Annotated in this window: 14 protein-coding genes; 8 read left to right on the top strand and 6 right to left on the bottom strand. The window is 59.4% G+C overall.

The features are described from left to right. Nucleotides 1–53: 53 nt before the first annotated feature. Entirely contained in the window at nt 54–1004 is a 951-nt protein-coding gene (locus ACA048_RS13010) for a DUF1853 family protein (protein WP_497629473.1), read from the top strand. A 117-nt stretch (nt 1005–1121) separates the two neighbouring features. Here ACA048_RS13010 and ACA048_RS13005 read toward each other — a convergent pair whose 3' ends face one another. Beyond that, on the bottom strand, nt 1122–1682 hold the full coding sequence (locus ACA048_RS13005; RefSeq protein ID WP_497629472.1) for an NADPH-dependent FMN reductase: 561 nt from the start codon (nt 1680–1682) through the stop codon (nt 1122–1124). Between the two features lie 177 nt (nt 1683–1859). Between ACA048_RS13005 and ACA048_RS13000 the strand changes: the two genes are divergently transcribed. Next, complete coding sequence (locus tag ACA048_RS13000) at nt 1860–2120, top strand: hypothetical protein (protein WP_489337201.1); 261 nt, start codon at nt 1860–1862, stop codon at nt 2118–2120. 88 nt (nt 2121–2208) lie between these two features. After that, entirely contained in the window at nt 2209–3102 is an 894-nt protein-coding gene (locus tag ACA048_RS12995; protein ID WP_497629471.1) for a LysR family transcriptional regulator, read from the top strand. Here the strand turns inward: ACA048_RS12995 and ACA048_RS12990 are convergent. The 5 genes from ACA048_RS12990 to ACA048_RS12970 all read right to left on the bottom strand — a co-directional run bounded on the left by ACA048_RS12990 (nt 3068) and on the right by ACA048_RS12970 (nt 8525). Next, entirely contained in the window at nt 3068–3682 is a 615-nt protein-coding gene (locus ACA048_RS12990; protein ID WP_497629470.1) for a GNAT family N-acetyltransferase, read from the bottom strand. The genes ACA048_RS12995 and ACA048_RS12990 overlap by 35 nt on opposite strands. Before the next feature lie 14 nt (nt 3683–3696). Next, nucleotides 3697–5952, bottom strand: coding sequence for an Orn/Lys/Arg family decarboxylase (locus ACA048_RS12985; RefSeq protein WP_497629469.1), 2256 nt, complete (start codon nt 5950–5952; stop codon nt 3697–3699). Nucleotides 5953–6262: 310 nt separating this feature from the next. After that, the gene (dnaQ, locus tag ACA048_RS12980; RefSeq protein WP_497629468.1) at nt 6263–7021 is read right to left on the bottom strand and encodes a DNA polymerase III subunit epsilon; all 759 of its coding nucleotides are present in this window, start codon (nt 7019–7021) and stop codon (nt 6263–6265) included. Between the two features lie 200 nt (nt 7022–7221). Next, nucleotides 7222–7674 carry a ribonuclease HI gene (rnhA, locus tag ACA048_RS12975; RefSeq protein WP_497629467.1) on the bottom strand — a complete coding sequence of 151 codons (453 nt, stop codon included), beginning with the start codon at nt 7672–7674 and terminating at the stop codon, nt 7222–7224. Between the two features lie 92 nt (nt 7675–7766). Next, nucleotides 7767–8525, bottom strand: coding sequence for a methyltransferase domain-containing protein (locus ACA048_RS12970; protein ID WP_497629466.1), 759 nt, complete (start codon nt 8523–8525; stop codon nt 7767–7769). A gap of 65 nt (nt 8526–8590) precedes the next feature. Here ACA048_RS12970 and gloB point away from each other — a divergent pair, with 65 nt between their 5' ends. The 5 genes from gloB to ACA048_RS12945 all read left to right on the top strand — a co-directional run bounded on the left by gloB (nt 8591) and on the right by ACA048_RS12945 (nt 15843). After that, nucleotides 8591–9358 carry a hydroxyacylglutathione hydrolase gene (gene gloB / locus ACA048_RS12965; RefSeq protein ID WP_497629465.1) on the top strand — a complete coding sequence of 256 codons (768 nt, stop codon included), beginning with the start codon at nt 8591–8593 and terminating at the stop codon, nt 9356–9358. A 99-nt stretch (nt 9359–9457) separates the two neighbouring features. Beyond that, nucleotides 9458–10900: a transglycosylase SLT domain-containing protein gene (locus tag ACA048_RS12960; RefSeq protein WP_497629464.1), complete on the top strand. Its 1443-nt coding sequence runs from the start codon at nt 9458–9460 to the stop codon at nt 10898–10900. 194 nt (nt 10901–11094) lie between these two features. After that, complete coding sequence (locus ACA048_RS12955; RefSeq protein ID WP_497629463.1) at nt 11095–12927, top strand: extracellular solute-binding protein; 1833 nt, start codon at nt 11095–11097, stop codon at nt 12925–12927. After that, the gene (locus tag ACA048_RS12950) at nt 12924–14765 is read left to right on the top strand and encodes an extracellular solute-binding protein (RefSeq protein ID WP_497629462.1); all 1842 of its coding nucleotides are present in this window, start codon (nt 12924–12926) and stop codon (nt 14763–14765) included. Before ACA048_RS12955 ends, ACA048_RS12950 begins: the two co-directional genes overlap by 4 nt. Before the next feature lie 4 nt (nt 14766–14769). Next, entirely contained in the window at nt 14770–15843 is a 1074-nt protein-coding gene (locus tag ACA048_RS12945) for a microcin C ABC transporter permease YejB (protein WP_497629461.1), read from the top strand. Nucleotide 15844: the final 1 nt, after the last annotated feature.

The following is a 15844-nucleotide window of genomic DNA, read 5'->3' as shown; positions in this document are numbered from 1 at the left end:
CAAAATCCTTTCAGCCACAAGGGTGTACTCAGGTTTAGGGCTATGCTCGCAAGATGATCCTATTTCCCGATTTGCTTTCGTTGCCCCATCAGTTGCGCCACCCCGAAGTGCGCGACCTGGCTTGGGTCATCCTCGCGCCGCCGATGCTCGTCGATACGCCGTGGCCGCAACGCCATCCGTTGGCCGGCAGCGAATGGGTGCAAGAGCCGGAGCGCCTGGAGCGCTGGCTGCGGCAACTGGACCGTGACAGCTATGACTTGCTGCACTGGCTGTCCCAGGCCCGCACCCGGCGTCTGGGTCTGTATTACGAGCGCCTGTGGCAGTACGCGGTGCGTCACGCGCCGGGGATCGAGCTGATTGCCGCCAACCTGCCGATCCGCCGTGAAGGCCACACGCTGGGCGAATTGGACATGCTGCTGCGCGACCGCGACGGCGTGCACCACCTGGAACTGGCGATCAAGCTCTATCTCGGGCCGCAAAACGGCGACGGGCATGACACTGCGCAGTGGCTCGGCCCCGGTTGTCATGATCGGCTGGACCGCAAACTGGCACACCTGGCTCAACATCAATTGCCCATTTCTGCCCGCAGCGAAAGTCGCGAAGTGCTGGCGGCCCTGGATATCCAGCAGTTCAGTGCACATTTGTGGCTCGGCGGTTACCTGCTGTATCCGTGGCCGGGACGCGCCGCGCCACCCGGCGGTGCGCATCCGCAGCATTTGCGCGGTAGCTGGCTGCATCAGAAAGACTGGGCAGACTTTGTCGTGCAGCGCCCCTTCGGTCGCTGGCAACCCCTGCCCCGCCATGCCTGGCTGGCGCCGGCGCATTATCCCGTGGAGCAGACCTGGAATGGCGAGCAATTGAGTGCGTGGCTCAATGGACTGGAGCCCTTGGCGCCCGCGCAATTGATGGTGCGCCTGGTCGAGAATGCCGAGGGGGAATGGGAGGAAGCGGAACGGTTGTTTCTGGTGGCGGATCTTTGGCCGAATGTGCCGGGTAGTGGTTGAGAGGTGTGGTGGCAGATATGACCCCTTCGCGGGCAAGCCCGCTCCTACACTGGATATGCGCCATAAGGAGATCAAATGTAGGAGCGGGCCTGCTCCTACAGGGAGGGGTAGTGTTTGTTACGCCTTTTTGTGTTGTTCGACCCATTGGCCGTAGGCGTTGATGAATTTCAGCAAAAACGGTTTGACCGACTCGGAGAGTTTTCCTGCCTCGTCGAACGCTGAACCGGCACCACTGAGGTAGGCTTCCGGCTGCTGCATGCACGGCACATCCAGAAATACCATGGACTGACGCAAGTGATGGTTGGCGCCAAACCCGCCAACAGCACCCGGCGAAACACTGATGATTGCGCCCGGCTTGCCACTCCATGCACTCTGGCCATACGGCCGCGATCCCACGTCGATGGCATTCTTCAAAGGCGCCGGCACCGAACGGTTGTATTCCGGGGTGACGAACAGCACTGCGTCGGATGAACGTACTTGTTGTCGGAAAGTGCTGTAGGCTGCCGGCGGTGAAGCACCATCGATGTCTTCGTTGTAGAGTGGCAAGTCACCAATTTCGACGATTTGAAGTTTGAGATTGGCGGGAGCAAGGTCGGCCAGCGCCAGTGCCACCTTGCGATTGATCGATGCCTTTCTCAAGCTGCCGACTATTACGGCGATCGTATAGACGTTGCTCATGGAGGATGTCTCGACTGTCCGATGGAAAGAGCTTGTAGTTATAGATGACGAATCACCCAGCGGGCTGTTGAATTTCACTGCCCCTGACTATTTTTTTCTTGCAGGAAAACTTACTTCGCCCAAGCACGGTCTACAGAACCGAAATTTGAGTGATTTATCTCCAGAGGTTCTAAACAGATGGCAGCAGTACTTGTCGGTCAGTTCCACGCAAGAGATGCGGAAGGCCGCGTTTATTCCGTGCATGAATTCCAGGAATCCACCCCGTCGGCAGACGGTTTCGGCAGCACGGAGCCCGTCACCACCTACAAACTGGCCATAGGCGACCGCGTCAAGAAGCTTGATGACAACCAGTTTCTGCTGGTTCAATCGGACGTGACGATAGTGCGCGAACCCGACACCTTTGTCGGCAGCGTGCCAGTAGCCAACGTCGCGTCATAACCCCGCGTTATGAGCAGAAGTCATATGGACGCACTTGAGTTAGGATTCAGTCACTGATTCCCTCACCTGCCGAACATGGACTTCACGCATGCGTTTACGCCACATCGAAGTGATCCACGCGCTTGTGCAGACCGGTCACCTGGGCACCGCCGCCGAATGGCTGCAGTTGCCGGTGGCCGAGGTTGAAGGCATTTTGCGCGAGGCCGAGGGTCAGTTGGGTTTCATGCTGTTTTCCAGCGTGCGCGGACGCTTGCAGGCGACCCGCGAAGCGCGGGAGCTACAAGTCGAAATCGCCCACGTCTACGAAGCGCTTGAACCCGTTCAGCGCCTGGCCGCCAGCCTCAAGCAATACCAGGCACCGCCCCTGCGCATCACCTGCACCCCGCCACTGGCCCAACGATTGTTGCCTCAGAGCATCGCCGCTCTGCGCCGACGCCTGCCCGATGCACCCTGCAGCCTGCTGAGCCACCCAACCCGCGAGATCATCAAAACCCTGTTGTTGCGCGAAAGCGATCTGGGGTTGAGCCTGCAGGATCCCGACCACGCCGACATCCATTGCCAGGTGATTGCCCAGGGCAAGCTCCAGCTCCTGGCGCCCCATGGCTGGCTGCAGCCCAAGCAGAAATACATTTCGTTGCAGGATCTGGCGGGCCAGTCGATGGTCGGCCTGGAAGGCCACGACCCGCTGAGCCCGGCACTCGAGAACAAATTACAGGCCTTGCGCCCGGCCCCGCTCGTGCATATCAGGGTGCAGACGCATCAGATGATGCGCAGCATGGTCGAGGCCGGTGAAGGCCTGGCGATTGTCGACCCGTTTACCGCCCTTGGCGCCAAATCCAGCGGACTGGATGTTTGCCCGCTGGCGCCGGCAGTGCCAGTCAGCCTCTACGCCCTGACCCTGAAAAACGGCGAACCATCCGCCGCCGTTCACGCATTGCTGGACATCATTACGGAACAAGCCGCGGCGATGCTGGCGAATTGAGCGGGTCTTCCAGCGAATTATCGAACAAGCGATACCAAAACAGCGCCACTTCGGCGGTGTTCGGATCGATCCCGCGATAGCGCAGATGATCGATCCCGCCAATCACATAACCACACCGCTCATAAAGCCGGCAGGCGCCCAGGTTGTTGTTCTGGGTTTCAAGCATGATGCCCGGCAGTTTTTTCTTGCGACTCCAGAACTGAGCCACCTCCAGCAACGCTCTGGCCACGCCATGGTGCCGCGCCGGAGCATGCACCGCCAGTTCGTCGATATGGGCAAAGCCGTTCCAGTTGGTGCTGACCACCAGATGGCCGACGGGCTCATCATCGAGATAGGCCATGAAAATCGCACTGTCGGCGGCGTCGCGAAAACTGCTGAACTCTTCAGGGTCGATGCCGTAACACTTTCGATAAGGGGTTATCGGCGTAATCGGCCATTGCTCGACCGGTTTGCCCATTTCGGCGGTGCCGTAGGCGGCGACTTCAAAGCTGAAATCACTGCCCCAGATATAGGCCGCGAAGCCGTCATCGGCAACACGCACCGAAAGGCCGGGGTATTTGGGATTAATGACAGGTTGCATACTGGGAAAGGTCCTCATTCCTTGATGCAATCGACGGTGTAGTGCCGTCCATTGCCCTCGTCTTCGTGTTGCAAGCCATGCACATCGACGACGAATCCGGGGAAACTGCTATCAAACGTGCGTGCAAATGAAAGGTAGTCGATGATTGACCGGGTCGCCTCGGTGAACCGCTCGCCCGGCATGATCAACGGAATGCCCGGCGGATACGGAACCAGCATCACCGCAGCGATCCGCCCGTCCAGCGCATCGATCGACACCGCCTCTACCTCGCCCCGCACCAAATGATCATAGGCGTCGGCCGGCTTCATGACGATTTCCGGCAGCACGGTGTACATGCGCTTGAGGTGTTTGGCCGTGGCATTGCTGCGATAGCAGGCGTGCAATTGATCGCACAAATCGCGCAAGCCCATGCCTTGATAACGCCCGACGCTCTGTTGCGCCACACAGGGCAGGCAAGTTGCCAGGCTGACGTTGGCATCGTAGCTGCGCTTGAACTCCAGCAACTCGGTCAACAGCGTGCTCCATTTGCCTTTGGTGATGCCCATCGAGAACAGCACCAGGAACGAATACAGCCCGGTCTTTTCGACCACCAACCCGCGCTCCCAGAGGAATTTACTGACCACGGCCGCCGGAATCCCGCGTTCGCTCAGCGCGCCGCCGGCGGTCAGGCCGGGCATCACCAAGGTGACTTTGATCGGATCGAGCAACACGTAATCGTCGGTCACGCCGCCAAAGCCATGCCAGTCGGCATCGGGTTGCAGCAGCCAGTCTTCGGTGACCACACGATCGATGCCTTCCACCGACGGCGGCTGCCAGATGGAAAACCACCAGTCATCCGCCGCAATGTGCTGTCGCAAATTGGCCAGGGCGCGACGAAAACTCAGGGCCTCGTCGAACATCTCCTGTAACAGGGAACGCCCGGCCGGACCTTCCATCATCGCCGAAGCCACGTCCAGCGACGCAATGATGCTGTACTGCGGCGACGTGGAGATGTGCATCATGAACGCTTCGTTGAAGCGGTCGCGGTCCAATTGACGTGCGCCGCCATCCTGAACATGAATCATCGAGGCCTGACTGAACGCTGCCAGCAACTTGTGCGTGGAATGCGTGGTGAACACCAGCGGACTGTCTTCGCTGCGGGAGGTGCCCATGCCGTAACGCCCGGCGAAAAACTCATGGAACGCCGCGTAGGCGTACCAGGCCTCGTCGAAATGCAGCACCTCGACGCTGTTGCCCAGGCTCTGCTTGATCAACTCCGCGTTGTAGCAAAGGCCGTCATAGGTCGAGTTGGTGATGACCGCTAATTTGACCTTGGGCGCGAGACCTTTGGTCAGCGGGCTGGCGTCGATCTTCGCCTGAATCGACTCGCGGCTGAATTCGCTCAACGGAATCGGGCCGATAATCCCCAGCTCGTTGCGCTCCGGGCACAAGTACAAGGGGATCGCGCCGGTCATGATGATCGAATGCAACACCGACTTGTGACAGTTGCGGTCCACCAGCACCAGATCATCGCGGGCGACCATCGAATGCCATACGATTTTGTTGGCGGTCGAGGTGCCATTAATCACGAAAAAGGTGTGATCGGCGCCGAAATTGCGTGCGGCTCGCGCTTCCGCTTCCGCCAGCGGACCGGTGTGATCGAGCAAGGAGCCCAATTCGGGCACCGACACGGATAAATCCGAACGCAGGGTGTTTTCCCCAAAAAACTGGTGAAACGCTTGCCCGACCGGGCTCTTGTGATATGCCACGCCACCGCCGTGGCCCGGCGTGTGCCAGGAATAGTTGGAATCGGCGGTGTGTTGCACCAGCGCCTTGAAAAACGGCGGCAACAGACCGTCCAGGTACTTGCGCGCCGCCCGGGCCACTTGCCGGGCCAGGAACGGCACCGTGTCTTCGAACAGATAAAGAATGCCGCGCAACTGATTGAGTTCGGCCATCGCATCGGCCGGCGCGTTTTCCAGCGTCACTTGTTCGCCGAGGGCGAAGATCGGCAGGTCCGGCGCACGCACTCGCGCCAGACCGATCAACTCGGCCATGTTTTGCAATAAATGCGAATCAGTGCTGGCGTCTTCGGCGGCAATCAACATGCAAGAGAGGCCGTGATGGGTCGATGCGACCAGCCGCCCTTCGGTGTAATCCACCGCCGAAACAATGCTGAAGCCTTCCTGCTCCAGCTCCCGGGCGATGCCCCGCACGCGATCGCCGGCGACGGTGTCGGCCTTGATGTCACGGTGGACAATCAGGACCGGGAACTTCAAATCTTTATACATGGGGCTCAGTGTCCTGAGGCGGCAGACCGTGGCCTGCCAATACCCTCAGGGTAGAGGGTTGATGCGGATGTGGCGAGTGCCGATGCCCTGAAGTGGGTCAATTGACGCACCATCATGTGGCCATCAGTTTCAATAATCAGGAGACTTACCTGTGGCGAGGGAGCTTGCTCCCGCTCGGCTGCGCAGCAGTCGTAATTCTGCTTATCTGAAAAAACAGCGAGGGCTGCTTCGCACCCCAGCGGGGCGGCGACTCCCTCGCAACAGGAAGCCCCTCATACAGGCCGGCTCCCTTACACATGAGCGCTCTGCTTCAGGCCTGCGCCTTGGCATCCGCGAGTTGCTGCCACAGCGACGGGGCGCCGGCGGCTTTCGCGATGGCTTCAAGACGTGCCACATGCTGGGCCAGGTCATCTTCGCTGGCGCGGATGATGCGGGCGCGTGTGCGGTCGGTCGGCAAGCGGCGGATTTCGGTGGCCGAGTTATCCGCACCTTCGCCGGAGCCATTACCGTCGGACGCATTACCGGCCAGCGACAGGCTGGTCTGGCCGCCGGTCATGGTCAGGTAAACGTCAGCCAGAATTTCGGAGTCGAGCAAAGCGCCGTGCAGCTCTCGACCCGAGTTGTCGACGCCATACCGTTTGCACAAGGCGTCGAGGCTGTTGCGCTGCCCCGGGTGACGTTCCCGGGCCATCATCAAGGTGTCGAGAATCGAGCAGTGTTGCGTGATGTCCGCACGATCGTGCTGGCCCATCAGGGCGAATTCGTTGTTGATGAAACCAACGTCGAACGCCGCGTTATGGATGATCAGTTGCGCGCCTTTGATGAACTCGAAGAACTCATCGGCCACTTCAGTGAAACGCGGTTTACCCACCAGAAATTCGTTGGTGATGCCGTGGACGCCGATGGCGCCTTCGTCACTCTCGCGATCCGGTTGCAGGTAAACGTGAAAATGCCGGCCGGTCAGGCGCCGACCGATCAACTCGACACAACCGATTTCGATAATCCGGTGGCCGTCGGTCACCGGCATGCCGGTGGTTTCGGTATCGAGTACTACGGATCTGGTGGCCATCAGTGCTCAGCTCTCAACGGGTCATTCGTGTAAAAACGGCGATGTTAACACGCTCGCCGGGGGTGTTTCAGGTAGACCGTGTCGCGGCATCCGCGGGCAAGCCCGCTCCTACACTTAACCAAGTTCCAATGTGGGAGCGGCGGTGCGACGATTCGACTTGCCCGCGAATGCCGCGACTCGATGCATCGGCAGAAACAGAATCAAGCCTGCTTGTAACCGCGCACTTCATCCACACCCCGGTTGGCCAACTGGTCCGCCCGTTCGTTACCGTGGTGACCGATGTGCCCCCGCACCCATTTCCACGTGACGTTGTGGCGATTGACCTGCTCATCCAGCAACTTCCACAGGTCAGCATTTTTAACCGGCTCTTTCGCCACCGTTTTCCAGCCGCGCTTCTTCCAGTTGTCCATCCATTCGTTGATGCCTTTCATCACATACTGAGAGTCGGTCACCAGCAGCACGTCGCACGAGCGCTTGAGCTCTTCGAGGCCACGAATCGCGCCCATCAGCTCCATGCGGTTGTTGGTGGTGTTGGCTTCGCCGCCCCACAGTTCCTTTTCAACGCCTTTGCACACCAGTAGTGCGCCCCAGCCGCCAGGGCCAGGGTTGCCTTTGCAGGCGCCGTCGGTAAAGAGTTCTACGCTATCGCTCATGCCAATCTATCCAGAAAATGCGGTGGCTCGACGATCAGAGATCGACGATGCCCGAGGCCAGGACTGACCCGACCGGGAATATTAAAAAGGTATTACGGGTCGATGCGGCGACGATTGACCTTGGCCATCGGCAAGGGAATCAGCTTGCCCATCGGTTCGCGCCGTTCCTGACGAAGTGGACGCAGGCCCACCACGATCTTGCGTGCCACCAACAAATAGAAACCGCCGCCCGACAGTTGCCAGTCACCGGCCTTGCGCTCCCAACCGGCCAGACGGGCCTGCCAGGCGGGTGAAGCAAGCGGCGGACGATAGCACCCGAAGCGGCGTTTCTCCAGCGCGAAACCCAGCAGGTTCAGCCAGTCGGCGACGCGCGACGGGGAGATGCAACGCGCCTTGCGCATGGCGTCATGGGCGAACACATGGCGCAAGCCCCAAGTGCTCCACGGATTGATGCCGATGATCAACAAATGCCCGCCGGGCCGCACGCTGCTCGCCGCTTCACGCAGCAATCCATGGGGCGACAGGCAAAAATCCAGCCCATGCTGCAACACCACTACGTCAGCGGCGTGCTCGCTCAATGGCCAGGCCTGTTCTTCACAAACGATTTCGACACCGGGCAACGGCGCCCCGAGCCGCACATTGCGCTGCACTTGGGGCGCCGACGGCGGCGTCTGGGCCGACGGACCGTAATGCACCAGATAACCACCGAAGAAGCGCCCCAACTCGTCTTCGAGCATGCGTCTTTCTTCATCCAGCAAAAATTGCCCGATTGGGCCGGACAGCCATTCACGGGCCGCGCTGATCAATGCCAGCCACTCGGGATCAGCCTGAGCGAACGCTTTTTCGGTCATTGCATTCTCCAACGCGCCAGGAAGTTCTAAGATGCGCCATTGTTTTCCGCTTGGCGAATTCGACGATGATACAGATCAGTGCCCTGCCCGCCTTCACCGACAACTACATCTGGTTGTTACAAGACCACCGCACCCAGCGCTGCGCCGTGGTCGATCCGGGTGATGCCGCCCCCGTGCAAGCCTGGCTTGCGGCGCATCCGGGTTGGGTATTGAGCGATATTCTGATCACTCATCACCACCATGACCACGTCGGTGGCGTCGAGCGGCTGAAAAAAGCGACCGACGCGAAGGTCTATGGCCCCGCCAGCGAAACCATCCCGGGCCGGGACGTGGCGCTCAAGGACAACGACCGTATCAGCGTGCTGGGCTGGGACTTCGATGTTTTCGCCGTCCCTGGTCATACCCTGGGGCACATTGCCTATTACCATCATGGCCTGTTGTTCTGCGGTGACACCCTGTTTGCCGCCGGTTGCGGACGGTTGTTCGAAGGCACGCCTGAACAAATGCACACCTCGCTGACACGCCTGGCCACATTACCGGAAGACACGCTGGTGTATTGCACCCACGAATACACCCTGAGCAACCTGAAATTTGCTGCCGCAGTGGAGCCTGAAAATCCGGACATCGCCGCTCGCCTGGCCAAAGTAACCCAGCAACGTGAAGCCGGGATCATGACCTTGCCGTCGACGCTCGCCCTGGAAAAGCTCACCAACCCGTTTTTACGTGTTTCTGAAACATCTGTTAAAGAAAAAGTGGACGAACGGAACGGCCCCGATAACCGGGCACCGAGTAAGGTTTTTTCTGCTTTACGGGCTTGGAAAGATACGTTCTAAGCCGTCTTCCTTTTGTAATGAAAATACTGAATGGTTGACCGCAGGGGGTGCGCTTTCTAGAATCGACCGACATTTTTGCCCGGAACTTACTTCCAGCCAATGTCGTCATCTATTAGTAAAGTCATCAATACAGACGCATTGACCCGCTTGGCTCAAGCCATAGCGGTGGCTGTGTCCGCCACTCTGGCGGGTTGTTCCAGCCATGTGCCGCAGACCGACGCGACACATACCCCGAATATCGCCGCCCGCGCCAAACAGAAACCCATTTGGCTCAGTGAAAAACCAAGCCCGCTTGCTGCACAGGACGTCTGGGAGCGCATGCGCCTGGGCTTCCAGTTGCAGGACGGCCTGGGCGTCAACCCGCGCATCGAGCAACAGCGACTGTGGTTCGCCAGTAACCCGTCCTTCCTCGAAAACGCCGGCGAGCGCGGCAGCCTGTACATTCACTACATCATCGAACGCCTTGAAGAACGCAACATGCCGCTGGAACTGGCGTTGCTGCCGGTGATTGAAAGCTCCTACAACCCGATGGCCTATTCCCGGGCCAACGCGGTGGGTCTTTGGCAATTCATCCCTTCCACGGGCCGGTACTACAACCTGCGCCAGACCCGTGCCTATGATGGCCGACGCGACATTACTGCATCGACCACCGCGGCCCTGGATTACCTGACCCGCCTGCACGACATGTTCAACGGTGACTGGATGCTCGCCCTCGCCGCCTACAACGCCGGCGAAGGCACAGTCAGCCGCGCTATCGAGCGCAACGAAAGGCTCGGCCTGCCTACCGATTACTGGAACCTGCCACTGCCGTCGGAAACACAGGCCTACGTGCCCAAGCTGCTGGCCTTGTCGCAAGTGGTAATGGCACCCGAAGCCTACGGCGTGAACCTCAGCCCGATCGCCAACGAGCCGTACTTCAAGGTCGTCGAAATCAACCAGCGCATGGACCTGTCCACGGTTGCCGCGGTGGCCAACATCGACGAAGACGAACTGTTCCAGCTCAACCCGGCGTTCAAACAGCGCACTACCCTCGACGGCCCCCAGCATCTGCTGGTGCCAACGTCCAAAGCACAGTTGTTGACCACCAGCCTGTCGACCATGCGTCCGGAAGAGTTGATCAGCAAGAAGCCACTCAGACCAGTCTTCGAAGGCGCAGACGACTCTCAAATCGCCAGCGTCAAGCGCACTTACCGGGTCAAACGCGGCGACAGCCTCGGCACCATCGCCAAGGCCAATGACGTCGACGTCAAAGACCTGCAACGCTGGAACAAGCTGACCGGCAAGAACCTCAAGTCGGGTCAGAAGCTGGTGATCCACGACACCACCAAGCGCGGTAGTGGTCGTGTCAACACGGTCGTGGCCGCCAACAGTAAAGCCGACAAAAAGAAGCCACAGACCCAATACAAGGTTCAGCAAGGCGACTCGTTGTACATGGTCGCCAAGCGTTTCAATGTCGAGATGCAGCATCTCAAGCGCTGGAACCCGCGTGTCGGCAAGGCGCTGAAGCCTGGGCAGGTGCTGACGGTATCTTCGCCACATTAAAAGGAGCCCCTGATTTCAGGGATTTTTTTCGCTTGGAGCTTACCCAAAACCCTTGTGGCAGCTGGCGAAGCCTGCTGCTACGAGGGCCGCACAAGTTCAATTAACAGCGCATTACCCGCCTGTCTTTTTCCTGTCGATACAAGCTGTTACTGTACGGACCACAAAGCCCAAGCCGCCTGGATCGGATCTCTGACTTGAAGCGTCCCCTCCTTCTGCTCCTGATCAGCCTGGCCTTGAGCTCTCCCGCAAGCGCGACGATCAGCGAAAGCCACGGTTATGCGCAGTTCGGCACGCTCAAGTACCCGGCCCGATTTACCCACTTCGACTGGGTCAACCCGCAAGCGCCCAAGGGCGGTACCTTGCGGGTGATGGCGTTTGGCACCTTCGATACGCTCAATCCTTATACCTTCAAGGGCTCAAGCCCGGTCTCGACGCCGAATTTCCTGCAATACGGGATCAATGAGCTGAACGAGCCGCTGATGGTCGGCACCGGCCTGTACGCGCCGTCCGGCGACGAGCCGACCTCCAGTTATGGTCTGATCGCCCAGTCGGTGGAATACAGTGAGGACCGCAGTTGGGTGGTGTTCAACCTGCGCCCCGAAGCGCGGTTCCACGATGGTTCGCCGATTACTGCGAAGGACGTCGCGTTCTCCTACCGCCTGTTGCTCAAGGTAGGTCATCCGCAGTACCGGACCAATCTTCAGGAAGTAGCGCGGGTCGATATTCTCAACCCGCACCGAGTTCGTTTCATCTTCAAGCGCACCGGCAACCCGTTATTGATCCTGCGCCTGGGCGAATTGCCGGTCATGTCTGCGCGGTACTGGAAAGGTCGCGATTTCAAGGCAACCACCTTCGAGCCACCCTTGGGCAGCGGGCCGTATCGCATCACCTCAGTGACGCCCGGGCGGCAGGTTGTTTTTGAGCGGGTCAAGGACTACTGGGGCAAGGATCTGCCGGTCAATCGCGGCAAGTACAACGTTGATCGCATGGAGGTCGAGTTTTACCGTGACAGCGATGTCGCCTTCGAGGCGTTCAAGGCCGGCGAGTTCGACGTTTACATCGAGCATCAAGCCAAGAACTGGGACAACGGCTACAACTTCCCGGCGGCCCGTCGCGGCGACGTGATCAAAGCGCAGATCCCGCATCAAATCCCGACCCAAAGCCAGGGCCTGTTCATGAACACCCGGCGCCCGACCTTCGCCGAGACCAAAGTCCGCGAAGCCCTGGGGCTGATGTTCGACTTCGAGTGGACCAACCGCACGCTGTTCAGCGGCGCCTACAAGCGCACCCTGAGTTACTACCCCAACAGCGAATTCTCGGCCACCAGCCTGCCGGTCGGTCATGAATGGCTGATGCTCAAGCCGTATCGCGAACAGTTGCCCGCCAAACTCTTCACCGAGCCGTTCAGCCTGCCGCAAACCGACGGCCGCGGCATTCCAAGGGAAACCCTGCGAAAGGCCCTTGGACTGCTTGCCGAGGCCGGCTGGAAGCTCAATGGCCAACGCGTACAGAACGCTGTCGGCCAACCGCTGCGATTCGAGATCCTGCTGGTCAACCCGAACCTGGAACGCATCCTCCAACCCTACGTCGAGAACCTCGCCAGCATTGGTATCGACGCGCGGCTGCGCACCGTCGACCGCGCCCAGTACAAACAGCGCCTCGATCAGTTCGACTTCGACATGATTTTGATGACCCTCAACCAGACCCTCAGCCCGGGACTGGAGCAGTGGCAGTATTTCCATTCCAGCCAGGTCGGGATCAAGGGCAGTAAAAACTACGCCGGTATCGCCAACCCGGTGGTCGATCATTTACTAGAACAACTGCTATCCGCCCAGAGCCGCGACGAACAAGTCGCCGCCGGCAAAGCCCTCGACCGCGTGTTGCTGTGGCAGCACTACAGCATTCCGAACTGGTACCTCAATTATCACCGCCTGGCCTACCGCAACCGGTTCGCCTTTGTCACCACGCCGCCCTACACCCTGGGCCTGAGCGCGTGGTGGCTGAAGTCTTCGGAGAAAGATCGATGAAACCCGTACGCGTCCTGCTGTTGCAGGCCAGCGGTCTGCTGTTCGCCGGGCTGGCCTGTGCCGCCCCGCAACACGCTCTGACCCTCTACAACGAACCGCCAAAGTACCCGGCGGACTTTAAACATTTCGACTATGTGAACCCGGATTCGCCCAAGGGCGGGATCTTTCGTCAGGCCGGTTTCGGTGGCTTCGACAGCCTCAATCCGTTTATCAGCAAGGGCGTTCCGGCCGACGACATAGGCATAATTTACGACACTCTCGCCAGACAAGGACTGGACGAGCCGTTCACCGAATATGGCCTGGTGGCCGGCCAGATCGAGAAAGCCCCGGACAACAGCTGGGTGCGTTTCTACTTGCGCCCTGAAGCGCGTTTCCATGATGGCCATCCGATCCGCGCTGAAGACGTGGTGTTCAGCTTCCAGATGCTGACCAAGGACGGCGCGCCGCTCTATCGCGGTTACTACAACGACGTCGAGGAAGCGGTCGCCGAGGACCCGCTGACCGTGCTGTTCAAGTTCAAGCACTCCAACAACCGTGAGTTGCCGCTGATCCTCGGCCAGTTGCCGGTGTTGCCCAAGCATTGGTGGGCCAACCGCGATTTCAACAAAGGCAACCTGGAGATGCCGCTGGGCAGTGGCCCATACAAAGTCAGTCAAGTGAAGGCCGGGCGTTCGATTCGCTATGAGCGGGTCAAGGATTACTGGGGCAAGGACTTGCCGGTCAATCGCGGGTTCTACAACTTCGACGTGATGACCACCGATTACTACCGCGACAACACCGTGGCGCTCGAAGCGTTCAAGGCCGGGCAGTTCGATTACTGGCTGGAGATGACCGCGAAGAACTGGGCAAACGCTTACAACGTCCCAGCCGTCACCGAAGGCCGCTTGATCAAGGAACAGATCCCCAACGGCAACACCACCGGCATGCAGGGTTTTGTGTTCAACCTGCGTCGCCCGTTGTTCCAGGACGTGCGGGTGCGTGAGGCCCTGACGTTGCTGCTGGACTTTGAATGGACCAACAAGCAACTGTTCAACAGCGCCTACGCGCGCACCCGCAGCTATTTCGAGAACTCGGAAATGGCCGCTACCGGCCTGCCGGATGCCGATCAACTGGCGATCCTCGATCCGTTCCGCGGCAAGATCCCTGAGCAGGTGTTCAGCGAGGCGTTCCAGAACCCGGTGACCGACGCCAGCGGCATGATTCGCGACCACCAGCGTAAAGCCTATCAACTGCTGCAAGAGGCCGGCTGGCGGATCGTCGATGACAAAATGGTCGATGCCACCGGCAAACCGGTGACCATCGAGTTTCTGTTGGCCCAGACCGAATTCGAGCGGGTACTCCTGCCGTTCAAGCGCAACCTCAGCGACTTGGGGATCGACCTGGTGATCCGCCGGGTCGACGTCTCGCAGTACATCAACCGCGTGCGCTCACGGGATTTCGACATGATCGTCGGCAGCTTCCCGCAGTCCAGTTCCCCTGGCAACGAACAGCGCGAATTCTGGATGTCGGCCGCCGCCGACAAACCCGGCAGCCGCAATTCCATGGGCCTGAAAGACCCGGTAGTAGACCAACTGGTCGAGCAACTGATCAACGCCGATTCGCGCAAAAGCCTGGTGGCGCATGCCCGTGCACTGGACCGCGTGCTGCAATGGGGTTATTACGTGATCCCCAACTGGCACATCAAGACCTGGCGCGTGGCGTACTGGAACCACATCGGCCATCCGAAAATCTCACCCCTGTACGACATCGGCACAAACACGTGGTGGATCAAGCCAGACGCGAAACCTGCGATAGAAGTCGAAACCATACTGCAAGCCTCCCCTGCGGCCACGGAGTAATCAGATGCTGGCGTATATTTTTCGGCGACTGCTACTGATCATTCCGACCTTGTTCGGCATTTTGCTGATCAACTTCGTGATCATCCAGGCCGCTCCCGGCGGCCCGGTAGAGCAAATGATCGCCAAGCTCGAAGGCTTCGAAGGCGCCACCAGCCGCATCGCCGGTGGTGGTGCCGAAGTGTCGGTGGCCGGCTCCGCCTATCGCGGCGCCCAAGGCCTGGACCCGGCGCTGGTCAAGGAAATCGAGCACATGTACGGCTTCGACAAGTCGGCACCGGAACGCTTGTGGATCATGGTGAAGAACTATGCGTCTCTGGATTTCGGCGACAGCTTCTTTCGCGATGCCAAGGTCATCGACCTGATCAAGGAAAAGATGCCGGTGTCGATCTCCCTCGGGTTGTGGAGCACGCTGATCATGTACCTGGTGTCGATCCCGCTGGGGATCGCCAAGGCCACGCGACACGGCAGCCACTTCGATGTCTGGACCAGTTCGGCGATCATCGTCGGCTACGCGATCCCGGCGTTCCTGTTTGCGATCCTGCTGATCGTGGTGTTCGCCGGCGGCAGCTATTTTGACTGGTTCCCGTTGCGCGGGCTGACGTCGAATAATTTCGATGAGTTGAGCATGGGCGGCAAAATCCTCGATTACTTCTGGCACCTGGCCTTGCCGGTGACGGCGCTGGTGATCGGCAACTTCGCGACCATGACCCTGCTGACCAAAAACAGCTTCCTCGATGAAATCAACAAACAGTACGTGGTCACCGCCAAGGCCAAGGGCCTGACCCGTCATCGTGTGCTTTACGGCCACGTGTTCCGCAACGCCATGTTGCTGGTGATCGCCGGGTTTCCGTCAGCGTTCATCGGGATCTTCTTTACCGGATCGTTGCTGGTGGAAGTAATTTTCTCCCTCGACGGCCTCGGCTTGATGAGCTTTGAATCCGCGATCAACCGCGATTACCCGGTGGTGTTTGGCACGCTGTTTATCTTCACCTTGCTGGGCCTGGTGGTGAAACTGATCGGCGACCTCACCTACACCTTTGTCGATCCGCGCATCGACTTCGAAAGCCGGGAGCATTGAG

The organism is Pseudomonas sp. LBUM1659 (genome assembly GCF_059716045.1).
The sequence above is the reverse complement of the archived record's forward strand: the minus strand, read 5'-3'. Positions and strand labels throughout refer to the sequence as shown.